Source organism: Shinella sp. M31 (genome assembly GCF_049199205.1).
GTDB lineage: Bacteria > Pseudomonadota > Alphaproteobacteria > Rhizobiales > Rhizobiaceae > Shinella.
Genome location: NZ_JBLZPH010000054.1, coordinates 24,751 through 38,361 on the forward strand (window position 1 = coordinate 24,751; position 13,611 = coordinate 38,361).

The 13,611-nt window shown below is 64.6% G+C and carries 17 protein-coding genes; 7 read left to right on the forward strand and 10 right to left on the reverse strand.

The window, feature by feature from the left end:
• Positions 1 to 2 precede the first annotated feature (2 nt).
• Positions 3 to 551: a LemA family protein gene (locus tag ACOZKU_RS08445; protein ID WP_421578500.1), complete on the reverse strand. Its 549-nt coding sequence runs from the start codon at positions 549 to 551 to the stop codon at positions 3 to 5.
• Between the two features lie 150 nt (positions 552 to 701).
• Between ACOZKU_RS08445 and ACOZKU_RS08450 the strand changes: the two genes are divergently transcribed.
• The gene (locus ACOZKU_RS08450) at positions 702 to 947 is read left to right on the forward strand and encodes a hypothetical protein (RefSeq protein ID WP_314087194.1); all 246 of its coding nucleotides are present in this window, start codon (positions 702 to 704) and stop codon (positions 945 to 947) included.
• A gap of 77 nt (positions 948 to 1,024) precedes the next feature.
• On the opposite strand, the gene ACOZKU_RS08455 is transcribed toward ACOZKU_RS08450, so the two are convergent.
• From ACOZKU_RS08455 to ACOZKU_RS08490, 8 genes are all read right to left on the reverse strand, one after another.
• Complete coding sequence (locus ACOZKU_RS08455; RefSeq protein ID WP_421578501.1) at positions 1,025 to 1,984, reverse strand: glycine--tRNA ligase subunit alpha; 960 nt, start codon at positions 1,982 to 1,984, stop codon at positions 1,025 to 1,027.
• Positions 1,985 to 2,077: 93 nt separating this feature from the next.
• The gene (locus ACOZKU_RS08460; protein WP_421578502.1) at positions 2,078 to 3,157 is read right to left on the reverse strand and encodes a dTDP-glucose 4,6-dehydratase; all 1,080 of its coding nucleotides are present in this window, start codon (positions 3,155 to 3,157) and stop codon (positions 2,078 to 2,080) included.
• Between the two features lie 206 nt (positions 3,158 to 3,363).
• Positions 3,364 to 3,555, reverse strand: a complete 192-nt coding sequence (locus tag ACOZKU_RS08465; protein ID WP_117368677.1) for a hypothetical protein — start codon at positions 3,553 to 3,555, stop codon at positions 3,364 to 3,366.
• A gap of 24 nt (positions 3,556 to 3,579) precedes the next feature.
• Complete coding sequence (locus ACOZKU_RS08470) at positions 3,580 to 4,455, reverse strand: S49 family peptidase (RefSeq protein ID WP_421578503.1); 876 nt, start codon at positions 4,453 to 4,455, stop codon at positions 3,580 to 3,582.
• A gap of 63 nt (positions 4,456 to 4,518) precedes the next feature.
• Positions 4,519 to 4,839 (reverse strand): type II toxin-antitoxin system RelE/ParE family toxin, encoded by a 321-nt coding sequence (locus ACOZKU_RS08475; protein WP_421578504.1) that lies wholly within the window; start codon positions 4,837 to 4,839, stop codon positions 4,519 to 4,521.
• On the reverse strand, positions 4,839 to 5,102 hold the full coding sequence (locus ACOZKU_RS08480) for a CopG family ribbon-helix-helix protein (protein WP_421578505.1): 264 nt from the start codon (positions 5,100 to 5,102) through the stop codon (positions 4,839 to 4,841). Before ACOZKU_RS08480 ends, ACOZKU_RS08475 begins: the two co-directional genes overlap by 1 nt.
• A gap of 49 nt (positions 5,103 to 5,151) precedes the next feature.
• On the reverse strand, positions 5,152 to 5,946 hold the full coding sequence (locus tag ACOZKU_RS08485) for a tRNA1(Val) (adenine(37)-N6)-methyltransferase (RefSeq protein ID WP_421578506.1): 795 nt from the start codon (positions 5,944 to 5,946) through the stop codon (positions 5,152 to 5,154).
• Positions 5,943 to 6,164: a DUF2007 domain-containing protein gene (locus ACOZKU_RS08490; RefSeq protein WP_117368670.1), complete on the reverse strand. Its 222-nt coding sequence runs from the start codon at positions 6,162 to 6,164 to the stop codon at positions 5,943 to 5,945. Before ACOZKU_RS08490 ends, ACOZKU_RS08485 begins: the two co-directional genes overlap by 4 nt.
• Before the next feature lie 108 nt (positions 6,165 to 6,272).
• Between ACOZKU_RS08490 and ACOZKU_RS08495 the strand changes: the two genes are divergently transcribed.
• The 5 genes from ACOZKU_RS08495 (at position 6,273) to ACOZKU_RS08515 (ending at position 11,803) form a co-directional block, all read left to right on the forward strand.
• Positions 6,273 to 7,289 carry a polyprenyl synthetase family protein gene (locus tag ACOZKU_RS08495; RefSeq protein WP_117369655.1) on the forward strand — a complete coding sequence of 339 codons (1,017 nt, stop codon included), beginning with the start codon at positions 6,273 to 6,275 and terminating at the stop codon, positions 7,287 to 7,289.
• 165 nt (positions 7,290 to 7,454) lie between these two features.
• The gene (locus ACOZKU_RS08500; protein WP_314087178.1) at positions 7,455 to 9,296 is read left to right on the forward strand and encodes a tetratricopeptide repeat protein; all 1,842 of its coding nucleotides are present in this window, start codon (positions 7,455 to 7,457) and stop codon (positions 9,294 to 9,296) included.
• Positions 9,297 to 9,300: 4 nt separating this feature from the next.
• Positions 9,301 to 10,182 (forward strand): 4-(cytidine 5'-diphospho)-2-C-methyl-D-erythritol kinase, encoded by an 882-nt coding sequence (locus ACOZKU_RS08505; protein WP_421578507.1) that lies wholly within the window; start codon positions 9,301 to 9,303, stop codon positions 10,180 to 10,182.
• 9 nt (positions 10,183 to 10,191) lie between these two features.
• On the forward strand, positions 10,192 to 10,740 hold the full coding sequence (moaB, locus tag ACOZKU_RS08510) for a molybdenum cofactor biosynthesis protein B (protein ID WP_421578508.1): 549 nt from the start codon (positions 10,192 to 10,194) through the stop codon (positions 10,738 to 10,740).
• A gap of 73 nt (positions 10,741 to 10,813) precedes the next feature.
• Positions 10,814 to 11,803, forward strand: a complete 990-nt coding sequence (locus ACOZKU_RS08515; RefSeq protein ID WP_421578509.1) for a calcium-binding protein — start codon at positions 10,814 to 10,816, stop codon at positions 11,801 to 11,803.
• A 62-nt stretch (positions 11,804 to 11,865) separates the two neighbouring features.
• Here the strand turns inward: ACOZKU_RS08515 and ACOZKU_RS08520 are convergent, their stop codons facing one another.
• Complete coding sequence (locus tag ACOZKU_RS08520) at positions 11,866 to 12,399, reverse strand: glycosyl transferase (protein WP_421578510.1); 534 nt, start codon at positions 12,397 to 12,399, stop codon at positions 11,866 to 11,868.
• A gap of 160 nt (positions 12,400 to 12,559) precedes the next feature.
• Between ACOZKU_RS08520 and ACOZKU_RS08525 the strand changes: the two genes are divergently transcribed.
• The coding region (locus ACOZKU_RS08525) for a PA0069 family radical SAM protein (protein ID WP_421578511.1) at positions 12,560 to 13,611 on the forward strand (1,052 nt) is incomplete at its 3' end.

A 13,611-nucleotide genomic window follows, 5' to 3' on the forward strand; every position in this document is an offset into this window, starting at 1 on the left:
GATCAGAATTTCACGGTCGGCACGGCGCGGTCGGCCGGGTTGTCGATCTCGAAATAGGGCGCCTTGGCGAATTTGAAGATGTTCGCCACGAGGTTCGACGGGAAGCTCTCGACCTTGACGTTGAGATCGCGCGCCGCACCGTTGTAGTAGCGCCGCGACATCTGGATTTCGCCTTCGGTGGTCTCCAGCGTCTGCTGCAATTCGGCGAAATTCTCGTTGGCCTTGAGATCCGGATAGGCTTCGGCAAGCGCGAAGATGCGGCCGAGCGCCTGGCTCAGCAGGCCCTCTGCGGCCGCGCGGCCGGCAACGTCGCCCGCCGGAACGGCCTGGGCGCGGTTGCGCAGTTCCACCACCTTTTCCAGCGTCTCCTTTTCGTGCGCGGCGTAGCCCTTCACGGTTTCGAGCAGGTTGGGGATGAGGTCGGCGCGGCGCTTCAGCTGCACGTCGATGCCCGACCAGGCCTCTTCCTTGACCTGACGCGCACGCACAAGGCCGTTGTAGATGATGATGGCGTAGATGACGACCACCGCCGCAATTGCCAGACCGATCATGGGGTTCTCCACTCCTCTGTTCTCTTGCTGAAACTTAGCACTCGCCGCGCGGCAGGAAAGCCCTTTCGGGCCCGGCGCCGGCAGTCCCTGCATCAATAAGCATCGACACGCTCGGGACCTGTCACCGCGGGAACCGCGCGCGGACGCGCTTTGGCCGATAGTCGCTTCATCGCCAACACGAACCTTGAAGCCACCGCCATGAAAGCCCTCGCCCTCACCCTCAACGTCCTCGGTTTCACCGCCCTGTTCTTCGCCTACACGACGGGCGCTTCGGTCGACCGTCCCACGGGTGTACGCCGGGCTCTCCAGACCTATGCCGGCCAGCTTCCCACCGGCGCCTTCCCCACCCTGAAGCCCGTCTGGGAACTCGGCGTGAAGGTCTCGTCGCAGGCTTGAGGTTTTCCGACGCAAACGAAAAAGCCATCCGATCCGGATGGCTTTTTGCATTGAGAGGCGACACATCGGCCAGATATTCAGGCGGCGTCCTTGGCCCAGTTCACGCCGCCGGCATCGGTCAGCAGGAAGGCTTCGCCGCAGGCCTTGGCCAGCGTGCGCACGCGCAGGATATAGCTCTGGCGCTCGGTGACGGAGATCACGCCGCGCGCGTCGAGCAGGTTGAAGACGTGGGACGCCTTGATGCACTGGTCATAGGCCGGCAGCACGCATTTGTGCAGGCGCTGATTGTCGGCGTCGCCCGGCGCACCGGCGGCGAGCAGCGCGATGCACTCCTTCTCCGCATCGATGAAGTGGCGGTGCAGCATGGCGGTATCGGCGAATTCGAAGTTGTGGCGGGAATATTCCTGCTCGGCCTGCAGAAAGACGTCGCCATAGGTGATCTTCTCGTCGCCCTCGCGGCCGTTGAAGTTCAGGTCGTAAACGTTGTCGACGCCCTGCACATACATGGCGAGGCGTTCCAGACCATAGGTCAGCTCGCCGGCGACCGGCGCGCATTCGATGCCGCAGACCTGCTGGAAATAGGTGAACTGCGAGACTTCCATGCCGTCGCACCAGCATTCCCAGCCCAGCCCCCAGGCGCCGAGCGTCGGGCTTTCCCAATCATCTTCGACAAAGCGCACGTCATGCAGCAGCGGATCAAGCCCGATGGCAGCGAGCGAGCCGAGATAGAGTTCCTGCAGGTTCGACGGGTTCGGCTTCAGGATGACCTGATACTGGTAATAGTGCTGAAGACGGTTGGGGTTTTCGCCGTAGCGGCCGTCCGACGGGCGGCGCGAGGGCTGCACATAGGCCGCGCGCCACGGCTTGGGGCCAAGCGCGCGCAGCGTGGTCGCCGGGTGGAACGTGCCGGCGCCGACTTCCATGTCATAGGGCTGGAGAACCGCGCAACCCTTGTCCGCCCAATAGTTATGCAGCGTCAGGATCAGCCCCTGGAAGGAGCGGGTCGGGTTCATGTGATCAGGCAGGGCAGAGGTCATCGGCGTCGATCCGGGCATTCTTTGAAAAGCTGGCGGACTGGTGCCACGATGCGGCCGGGGGGTCAAGCGTTTCGGGCAGATGCCCGCGCCCCCTCAGTGCCGTTCGAGCGAGCGGAACAGGCTGGACCCCGCCGCCTGCGTGACAGCCTGCACGCGCTGCGGCGCAAGATCCGGCACATCGCGAATCTGCCGGCGCAGGGCCTGCGGAATGCGCGCGCCGTACCAGGCCGCAAGGGCCGGCAGCTCGCGGCGGAGCGTGCCCTTCGCCTGCCAACCGAGCGCCTTCAGGGCGCGGGTGTCGAGCGGCGGGCGGCTGACATTGTCCGGGCGGCCGGTCACGAAATTGACGCCGGAGACCGGCTCCTGCACGGCATCGAGCACCATGCGGGCGACCGTCAGGATATCGAAGAGCTCATCGCCGGCGACATTGTAGGTGGCGTTTTCCGCACCTCTGGTCACGACCGCGCGCAGCGCCGCGCAGAAATCCGCCATGGTGACGAAGGCGCGCATCTGCGCGCCGTCGCCATGCACCGGCAGCGGGCGGCCAACGGCGGCAAGCTCCAGGAAGCGTGGCAGGAGCTTTTCGGTGTTCTGGCGCGTGCCGACGACATTGACCGGGCGCAGCACACGGATATCGACGCCGAAGGAGCGGGTGAGACCGGCAATCAGCATTTCGGCGGCGGCCTTGGAGGCGCCGTGCGGATTGTCGGGCAGGAGCGGCGCCAGCTCGCCGACCGGCGCGCCATTGCCGCCCGTGCCGGTGCCATAAACTTCGGCGGAGCTGATATGGATCATCAGCGGCACCCGGCGGCGGCCCATCGCCTCCACCAGCACCTGGGTGCCGAGCGCGTTCGCCAGCGTGAAACGTTCCGGTACGGAAAAGGCACGCTCGACATGGCTTTCGCCGGCGGCATGCACGACGAGGTCGGCGTCCTTCAGGACTTCGGTGACGAGATCGAGATTGCCGACATCGCCCTCCTGCAGCGTCACGCGGCCGGAACGGAAGGCCGCATCGAGATGCGCCATGTCGGCGGCATAGGTGAAGCTGTCGAGCACGCGGATGCGGGCATTCGGGCAGTGATGCAGGAGATCGTCGACGATATGCGAGCCGAGGAAGCCAGCCCCACCGGTCACGACGATGGTGCGGATCCGGTCGAGATCGAGCGAGGCCATGGTTTACTCCGTTCACTGCACGCACAATACGGGCCGCTTCATGCGACCTTTGCCGTTAAATCGGCCTTCCTGCGCGCGGGAGCAAGCAAAACCCTGGGATGCGGCAGTGTAAATCCGGCATTAACCTTACGGGGTTTGGTTAATGTACCGGGCCGGCACGGAGCCGGTCTTTGCAGGTTCCCGCAACGGCACGGATCGTGCCGAAACTACTCGTCGTCGCGGCGCAAGCGGTACTCGCCGGTTTTCGGATCCTTGACGAGCGTGCCCGTCGCGCCGGTCTGGCGTTCCTCTTCGGCACGCTTGCGCAACCGGGAGAGCCGCTCGGCATCGGCCACGAATTTGCGATAGCCGAACCAGGCAAGGCCGACGACCAGAAGCAGAAAGATGATCTGGGCCATCGCCCCTCCCCCAACTAACTTGTTTTAGCCGGAGAGCCCGAAACGGCCCCACAGCGCTTTTTCTTCCGCGAGATCGGCAACAGCCGCAACGCCGGCCGAGCTTATACGCCCCGCCACGTCGTCGGAAAGCCCCCCGACACCCGGCGCCTTGCGACCAAACAGCCCTTTTGGCGCGGAGACGAGTTCCAGGCGGGTCTTTTCGCCATAGCGCCTCTTCAGTTCGGAGCGCATGTCGCCAAGGCCGTCGATCAGGCCGAGCGACAGACCGCGAACGCCGGTCCAGAACAGGCCGGAGAACAGGTCCTGGTTGTCAGCCAGCTTGCCGGCGCGGCGCGTCTTGACCATGTCGATGAAGACCTGGTGGATTTCGAGCTGGAGCGACTTGAGATAGTCGATCTCATGCTCCTTTTCCGGCTGGAACGGATCGAGGATCGCCTTGTTGGTGCCGGCCGTATAAACGCGGCGCTCGACGCCGATCTTCTTCAGCATTTCCGGGAAGCCGAAACCGCCGGAGACGACGCCGATCGAGCCGACGATGGAGGTCGGATCGGCAAAGATCTCGTCGCCCGCCAGCGCGATCATGTAGCCGCCGGAGGCTGCGACATCCTCGACGAAGACGAAGACGCGCTTGCGCTTTTCCTCGGCAAGGTCCCGGATGCGCTGAAAAATCAGCCGCGATTGCACCGGCGACCCGCCGGGCGAATTGATGGAGATGGCGACAGCCGGCGCATCTTTGTAGGAAAACGCCTTTTCCAGCGCGGCCGACGCCGTCGCGAGATTGAGCGCCGGCCGGAACTGGCTGCCGCCCGCCATGATCGCGCCATGCAACCTGACAACCGGGATCGCCACGCCCTCTTTCCGGAATCTCTTCGGCACCAGCGTCTTCAAAAATCCGGCCATCGTGCGTGTCGTCTCCAGTTGAATTGCCCGGCTGATGTATGCACGAGCGGAGAAAACACAAGGTCAGGGCGCTTCGTAATCCGTATCGTCATCAACTGGCAGGCCGGGTTCGGCCTGACGCCCATGGCGCACGATCAGAATCAGCACCGCATCTGCCACAAGTTCATAGTCGGCACGATAATCGCCAAAAACGATACGATAGATGCCGCTCAAAGGGATATCTTCGCGCAAAAAGCCCGATTGCGGGAAACGCGCCAGCTGCTTGCCTAACCGGGAGAGACTTGCACGAAACGTCGTGGCGGCTGCGGGATTGCGGTCGCGCAGGTAACGCATTTCCTGTTCGACGAACGTTCTGGCCGGCGGCGCGAGGAGCACCCTCCGCATCAGGCGGCGTCGCCAGGACGCGTCCGGTCGAGATCGGCAAGAAGGTCGTCGAGCTCCGTCGTTCCCTCCTCCGCTGCGGCCCGCCGGGCCGCGTCGAGGTCGAGAATGTCGCGCCCCTCGGCGGCGAGATAGGCCTTCATCGCCCGTACCATGACCCAACTGCGCGACCGGCTGGAGATACGCGCAACGGTCTCTATCGCGTCAAGCACGTCATTCGGCAGGCGCAAGGTGATGGGATCGGAAAGGTCTCTTTGTTTTTCCATGGAAAACCCCGTCATTTGTAATACAGGGTCCTCCATTGCGGAGCCATTGTCAACGCGGCAGACGCCTGTAGGCGGCAAGGCCGTTGTTCAAATCGTTGACGAAGGGGGTGAAGTCGTGGCGGCCGGGTTCGTGCATGACGAGGGGCATGCGCAAGGCAAGCTTGGTGCGCGAGCCCTTGATGGCGGTGACGAGGATGCGCAGGGCCGGTTCGCCGTCACGGGCGTGCAGCGCGGTGATCTCGATGCCGCCGAAACGGCGGCCGCAGGCGGCGATGATCTCGGCGATCGATTGCGGGCGGGCGATCAGCGAGAGCTGGCCGCCGGGTTTCAGGATGGCGCCGGCCGTCTTGATCCAGTGCTCGAAGAGGTCGTGCTCCATGGCATGCGCCTCGGCCTTCAGGGCATCGGGCGTGCGGCTGTCGATGCGGTCGTTGAAGGGCGGGTTCATGATAACGTGGTCGTAGGCGTCGTCCGCCAAGCCTGCTTCGAGGCGCGCCTTGCCGGAAAGGCCGACATCGGCTTCCAGTACCGCGACACGCGGCGCGAAGGCGGCATTCGATGGGAGCGCCAGCGTCTTGCGGGCGAAACCGGCCATCAGCGGCGAGCGCTCGACGAGCAGGACCTCGGCCTTTTCGATGCGTGCGGCGACGGCGAGGCCGGCAGCGCCCGCGCCCGCGCCGAGATCGGCGACGCGCATCGGGCCATCGCCGGCGACGAGCGCCGCCAGCAGCATGGCATCCATGCCCGAGCGGTGGCCGATGCCCTTCGGCTGCACCAGATGGAAGCGGCCGTAGTGGAAGGCGTCGACGGTTTCGGTGACGGGCTTCTGCGCCGTTTCGCTCACGCGCGCAGCTCCGCTTCCAACCCGGCATCCTTGAGGATGCGCCGCGCTTCGGTCTCGCGGTCGATCTCGACGAGGAAGCGGCGCGGCAGCATGCCGAGCGAGCCCTCCAGGATGCTCATGCCCTCGTCGGCGATAAGGCAGTGGATGCCCGCTTCTTTCATCAGGCTTTCCGCAAAGGAGAGCAGGACGGCGTCGTTGGTGCGGATCAGTTCGATCATTCCGGTCGTTTTCCAGCCATAATTAGGGAGGCGGGACAATTCGCCTCTTGCCGCAGCAAGCCCCGCTTTCTATTGTCTTTCAACAAAAATGAACAGGAGTCCGGGCATTTGGGCGTCGTGATACCGCTTGAAGAAGGCAAAAACAAACAGGCATCGGTGAAGCCGCTGGTGGACCTGACCAAGGCCGACATGGAGCGGGTGAACCAGCTGATCCTGTCGAAAGCCGGTTCCGACGTGCAGATGATCCCGGAGGTCGCCAACCACCTGATCTCCTCGGGGGGAAAACGCCTGCGCCCGATGCTGACGCTCGCCTCCGCCTCGATGTTCGGCTATGACGGCGACCATCACATCAAGCTCGCGACCAGCGTCGAATTCATGCACACGGCAACTTTGCTGCATGACGACGTGGTGGACGAAAGCGATCTGCGCCGTGGCAAATCCACCGCCCGCATGATCTGGGGCAACCAGGCGAGCGTGCTGGTCGGCGATTTCCTGCTCGGCCAGGCCTTCAAGATGATGGTCGAGGTCGGCTCTCTCGAAGCGCTGGATGTGCTCTCGACCGCCGCGACCGTGATCGCCGAGGGCGAAGTGCTCCAGCTCTCCGTCGCCAAGAACATGGAGACGACCGAGGACGACTATCTCCAGGTCATCCGCGCCAAGACGGCGGCACTCTTCGCCGCCGCCGCCGAAGTCGGCCCGATCGTCTCCAACACCAGCAAGGCCGAGCGCAACGCGCTGAAATCCTACGGCATGAATCTCGGCCTCGCCTTCCAGCTCGTCGACGATGCGCTGGACTATGGCGGCAAGGCGGCCGATCTCGGCAAGAACACCGGCGACGATTTCCGCGAAGGCAAGATCACCCTGCCAGTCATCCTCGCCTGGCGGCGCGGCACGGCCGAGGACCGCGCCTTCTGGCGCGAGGCTATCGAAGGCGGCAAGAGCGACGACGCCAATCTCGAGCGCGCCTTCGCGCTCATCTCGCGCTACAACGGCCTGACCGACACCATCGCCCGCGCGCAGCATTACGGCATGATCGCCCGCGACGCGCTGGCGCCGCTTCCGGCCTCGCCGTGGAAGGACGCGCTGCTCGAAGTCATCGACTTCTGCATCTCGCGCGTCAGCTGATCCCATAGAACCAAAAGCGGGCGGCAGGATTTTCTTGCCGCACCGCGCCAAAAAAGCCATTCTCTGCCGTCATGAGTCCTTGCCTGATTTGGGCGCCATCGTGGCATGATTTGTCATGCGTGGTTTCCGGGGCTTCTTTCATACCTGCTGGCGAAAGGCATTTTGATGCGGCATTCCCTTCTCCTCCGGCTCCTTTCCGGCGTCGCGCTCGCGGCCAGCGTCATGCTGACCGGTCCCCTCGCGGCCTTCGCGGAAGAAAAGCCCGCCGTGGCCGCCGCGGAGGAAACGCCGTTCGACCCGTTGAGCGTCAACACCTTCTCGGGCGCCTTCCTCGCCGCCCGCACGGCGGATTTCGACAAGGACTATGAGACGGCCGTCGCGCTCTACAAGATCGCGCTGCAGTTCGACGCCACCAATGCCGACGTCAAGCAGCGCCTGATGGTGACGCAGCTGATGAACGGCGACTTCGAGGAAGGCGTGAAACTCGCCGATGCCCTCAAGAACGACCCGGCCGTCGAGCGCATCACCGCCGTGGTGCGCGGCATGGAAGCGATCCGCAAGCGGGAATACAAGTCGGCCGAGAAGATCCTTGCCTACAAGGGTCCGAACGATCTCGACAAGATGATGAACGACCTGCTCGTCGCCTGGGCGAAGTTCGGCGACGGCAAGCCGAAGGACGCGCTCAAGCTGATCTCGGGTATGCAGGGCCCGGAATGGCTCGCCATCTTCAAGAACTACCATGCCGGCGCGCTTGCCGCCGCCGCCGGTGACAAGGCGACGGCGCGGGCGCGGCTAAACGAGGCGATCCTCGACCGCAACGGCGCCAGTGCCGCTCCGGATACGTTCCTGCGCGCTGTGATGGCGCTTGCCCGCCTTGAAGCGCGTGACGGCAACAAGCAGAAGGCGCTCGACGCGGTGTCCGTCGGCGACAACTTCATCACCAGCTATGCGCCGCTGAAGGCGCTGCGCCAGAGCATCGAAGCGGGCGAGAAGCAGGAACAGCAGGTCCGCACCGCAGCCCAGGGTGCCGCCGCGGTGCTCTTCTCCATCGGCGGCGCGCTGAACCGCGACGGCGCCGAGGACATCGTCTCGCTCTATCTCCAGACGGCCCGTGCGCTCGATCCCGACAGCGACGACATGCTGGTGCTGCTCGGCGGCCTCGCCGAAAACCAGAAGAAGCCCGAGCTCGCCATCGAATATTACCGCGCCGTGCCGGAAAAATCGCCGATGCGCCGCATTTCCGAATTGCAGCTCGGCCTGAATCTCGCCGATACCGGCAAGGTGCCCGAAGCCAAGAAGCACCTGCAGGAACTGATCGACACCGATCCGTCCGACCTGCGCAGCTATCTGGCACTCGGCAGCGTGCTATCCGACGCCAAGGACTACAAGGCGATGGCCGCGCTCTACGACAAAGCGGCCGATGTCATCGGCGCCGTGCCGCAGCGCAACCACTGGAGCATCTTCTTCCAGCGCGCCATCGCCCATGAGCGCCTGAAGGAATGGGACAAGGCCGAGCCGAACTTCCGCAAGGCGCTGGAACTCAATCCGGACCAGCCGCAGGTGCTGAACTATCTCGGCTATTCCTGGGTCGATATGAACCGGAACCTCGACGAGGGCCTGGACATGATCCGCAAGGCCGTGAGCCTGAAGCCCGATGACGGCTATATCGTCGATTCGCTCGGCTGGGCCTATTTCCGCCTCGGCCGTTTCGACGATGCGGTGGCCGAACTGGAGCGCGCGGCCGAGCTGAAGGCCGGCGATCCCACGATCAACGACCATCTCGGCGATGCCTATTGGCGCGTCGGCCGCAAGCTGGAGGCGACCTTCCAGTGGAACCGCGCGCTCGGCCTGAAGCCGGAAGAGGCCGAAATCCCGAAGATCAAGCTGAAGGTCGAAAACGGCCTGCCGGAGCTCAAAAAGACCGAGCCCGCTTCGGCCGAAGCCAAGGACGAGAAGCCGGTGCAGAACTCGACGCCCGAGAGCACGGCGGTCGACCGCAAGTCCTGACCGCATGCCGGTGCCGGACAGCATTTCAGGCTTTGCCGTCGTCGAACAGGCGGCGGCAAAGATCAATCTCGCGCTGCATGTCGTCGGCCGGCGCGAGGACGGCTATCACCTGCTCGACAGTCTCGTCACCTTCACCGAATTCGGCGACCGCCTCGGCTTTTCTCCGGCGACGGAAGACCGTTTCACGATTTCCGGCCACTTCGGCGCGGCGCTGGATGCCGATGGCGACAACCTCGTAACCCGCGCCCGCGACCGGCTGCGTGAAGCCCTTGTCGAGCAGGGACAACCGGCTCCACCCGTCCATATCCATCTCGAAAAGAACCTGCCCATCGCCTCCGGCATCGGCGGCGGCTCGGCGGATGCGGCAGCGACGCTGCGCGGCCTTGTCCTGCTGTGGCAGGCGCGCGTTCCGCAGGATGTCCTGCACGCCCTCTCCGTCGGCCTCGGCGCCGACGTACCGATGTGCCTCGCCGGCCATCCGCTGATCGCCCGCGGCATCGGCGAGGACATCACGCCCGTTGCCCTACCCGCAATACCCGTGGTGCTCGGCAATCCGCTGGTCGGCGTCTCGACGCCCACCGTCTTCAAGGCGCTCGCTTCCCGGCAAAATCCGCCGCTGCTCCTGGAGGCGCAACAGCAGGACTGGCCCGCCGTCATTGCCCGGCTGCGCAACGATCTCGAGCCGCCGGCCCGGCAGCTGTGCCCCGAGATTTCGAGGATCGCCGATGCGATGACCGCGACCGAAACGCGCTTGGTGCGCATGTCCGGTTCCGGCGCGACCTGCTTTGCGCTATACAACGCCATGGAAACGGCGGAAGCGGCGGCGGCGGCGCTTTCGCAAAAACACCCGCACTGGTTTTTCACCGCCACCACGACGCTGGCATAGGAGCGCCCCATGGCGAAGCTTGACGAGACGCGGCCCTTCCTTCCCGTCGGCATTGCCGTGCTCACCGTATCCGACACGCGCGTCCTTGCCGACGACCGCTCCGGCGACACGCTCGTTGCCCGCATCGCGGAGGCCGGCCATCGGCTTGCCGCCCGCGCCATCGTCAAGGACGATGTGGCCGCCATCCGCGCGCAGGTGGAGGCCTGGACCCGCGACGAGACCATCGACGTGGTGATCACGACAGGCGGCACGGGCTTTACCGGCCGCGATGTGACGCCGGAAGCGCTGGAGCCGATCTTCGAAAAGCGCATGGACGGCTTTTCCGAGGTGTTCCACCGCATTTCCTACGACAAGATCGGCACCTCGACGATCCAGTCGCGCGCGACGGGCGGCGTCACCAATGCCACCTTCATCTTCGTGCTGCCGGGCTCGCCCGGCGCTTGCAAGGACGCCTGGGACGGCATCCTGAAAGCGCAGCTCGACTACCGCCACATGCCCTGCAACTTCGTGGAAATCATGCCGCGCCTCGACGAGCACCTGAAGCGCTCTACCGGCTGACCTGTTCCATAGGACACTGAGCGCCGCCCTGCCCTCCCGTATGTTCTCATCATAGAGAGCAATGGAGAGAGACATGGCAACGTTTACCGGAACCAACGGCGCAGACCGCTTCGTCCAGGGCAGTAACATCAACAACACCGAGGTCACCCTTCGCACGCTCGGCGGCGACGACACGATCATCCTTGATCGTTCCGACGATTTCGGCGGACGGAACTTCGTCGATGCCGGCGCCGGCAATGACAGCGTCGTCAATGCCAAGGAAGACGGCAACGTCATCCTGCTCGGCGCAGGCAACGACACCTATGTCGGCACGGGTTTCGGCTCCTTCTCCAACGAGCAGGCCGATACCGTCAGGGCCGGCGACGGCAACGACACGATTGCCGTCAGCACCTTCAAGAGCAACTATTTCGGCGAGAACGGTAATGACAGCTTCTTCTCCGTCGGCCAGCAGAACACCTTCAACGGCGGCGCGGGCGTCGATTCGATCAGCTACCTGCCCCGCGACGACGACAGCGTGCTTGGCGGTACCGGCGTCGGCATCGACCTGCAGCAGGGTTTCGCGCAGACCGGCGCCAACCGTTTCGAAATCCTCGTCAGCATCGAGAATGCCGAGGGCACCAATGCCGCCGATGCCATCTTCGGCTCGGGTGCCGCCAACAGGCTGAAGGGTCTCAACGGCGACGACAGCCTTGCCGGTCGCGCCAACAACGACGTTCTCGTCGGCGGCCGCGGCATGGACCTTCTGCAGGGCGATGCCGGCGCGGACCGCTTCGATTTCAATGCCGTCGCGGAAACGGTCGCCGGCGCCCGCCGCGATGTCATCCTCGACTTCAACCATGGCCAGGGCGACAAGATCGACCTGCGCGATATCGACGCCAATACCGGCACGGGCGGCAACCAGGCCTTCAGCTTCCTCGGCAACCACGCCTTCTCCAACACGGCCGGCGAAGTGCGCTTCGTAGGCGGCATCGTCTCCGGCGACATCAATGGCGACGGGCGGGCCGATTTCCAGATCGAGGTGCGGGGCGCCAGCAGCCTGGTGGTCGGCGACTTCCTGCTCTAAGAATTAGTTCTAACCGCATTATCCGATGCCGAAGGGATCCCGCTTCGGCATCGGACAAGGCTTCAGGTCGATATGCTGGCCCGAAGGGCTTTCACCGCCCAGGCCGGCACGATCTCGGCAACGAGGGTCTGCACACCGGTGCCCTTTGCCAGATCCGCAAGCGTCATGCCCGAGCGCGCCGCCGCAGAAGCCTGGCGCTTGCTGACGAGATAACCGTGCTCCAGGGGCGCCATACGGCGGCCCAACCGCTGGAAGAACGGCCGGCGGTGGCTGCGTGATCCCAGGAAGCGCGCCGGATTGCCGTTGATCGCGACATGGTCGATCACGGCATCCACCCAGCCCGCAAGCGGTCGCGCGCCGGGCTCCAGGAGCAGCAGCCAATCACCCCTCGCCGAGCCCACCAGATCCTTCATGTCCCAGTCGGTAAGGAAGCGGCATCCGGCCGCGTCCGCCACCCTGGAGGAGCCGTCACGCGAGCCATGATCGAGCACGATCACATCGCGCACCACGCCTTCGACGGCGCCCAAGACGAGCGCCGAAAGGGTCTGCGCCAGTTCCGCCTCGTTGTCCCGACATTCCATGATGATCGTCAGCATATCCTTCAATATCGCATTGCAGCATGAATTTCCATCGCCCGGCCAAGCCGACCTTTGGCCATGGTTAGCAGCGAAACGGAATTTTGTTCTTGCATTGTTCTCATTCCGGCGATAGGAATATAGTCATTGAACCGGAGTCGAACGCTCCCCGGAGACAGCCATGAACGATCTTGTGAGCCTCAGGCAGGGCGCGCTGGCGCCCGGCCACACGAAAGACGTTGCCGAAGCGCTGCTGGCTGAAACAGGCATGCGCATCGATGGGGACCGTCGGCGCGGCCGCGGCGCCGGGCTGAATTTCACAGGCCGCTTCGAGCCGGTGACGCGGGAAGGCTTCGACGACGGCTGGCAGACGCTCGAGGAGCTGCCGCCCTTCCGCACGGATGTGCAGGTTGAAAAGCCGCGCACGATCATCACGCGCAACGAATCGCCCGACATTCCCTTCGACCGGTCGATCAATCCCTATCGCGGCTGCGAGCACGGCTGCATCTATTGCTTCGCCCGGCCGACGCATGCCTTCATGGGCCTTTCGGCCGGTCTCGATTTCGAGGCGAAGCTGTTTGCCAAGCCCGATGCGCCGAAACTTCTGGAGCGCGAGCTTTCCAAGCCCGGCTACAAGCCGCGCGTCATCGCCATCGGCACCAATACGGATCCCTACCAGCCGATCGAGAAGGAATGGCGGATCATGCGCCAGATCCTTGAGGTGCTCGACAAGGCGAACCACCCGGTCTCCATCGTCACCAAGTCGGCGCTCGTCATGCGCGACATCGACATCCTCTCGCGCATGGCCGCCCGCGGCCTTGCCTGGGTCGGCCTGTCCGTCACGACGCTCGACCGCAAGCTCGCCCGCACCATGGAACCGCGTGCCGCGACCCCGACGCGCCGTCTGGAGGCGATCCGTGCGCTGTCCGAGGCCGGCATCCCGGCCGCGATCATGATGGCGCCGATCATTCCCGGCCTCAACGACCACGAGATCGAGCGGGTGCTCGATTCGGGCAAGGCGGCCGGGGCGCTGGAGGCGAGCTACGTCTTGCTGCGCCTGCCGCTGGAGGTGAGCCCGCTCTTCCGCGAATGGCTTTTGCGCAACTATCCCGACCGCTACCGCCACGTCATGTCGCTGGTGCGCTCGATGCGCGACGGCAAGGATTACGATGCCGAATTCGGCAAGCGCATGAAGGGCGCCGGTCCCTATGCCTGGCAGATCGCCCGGCGCTT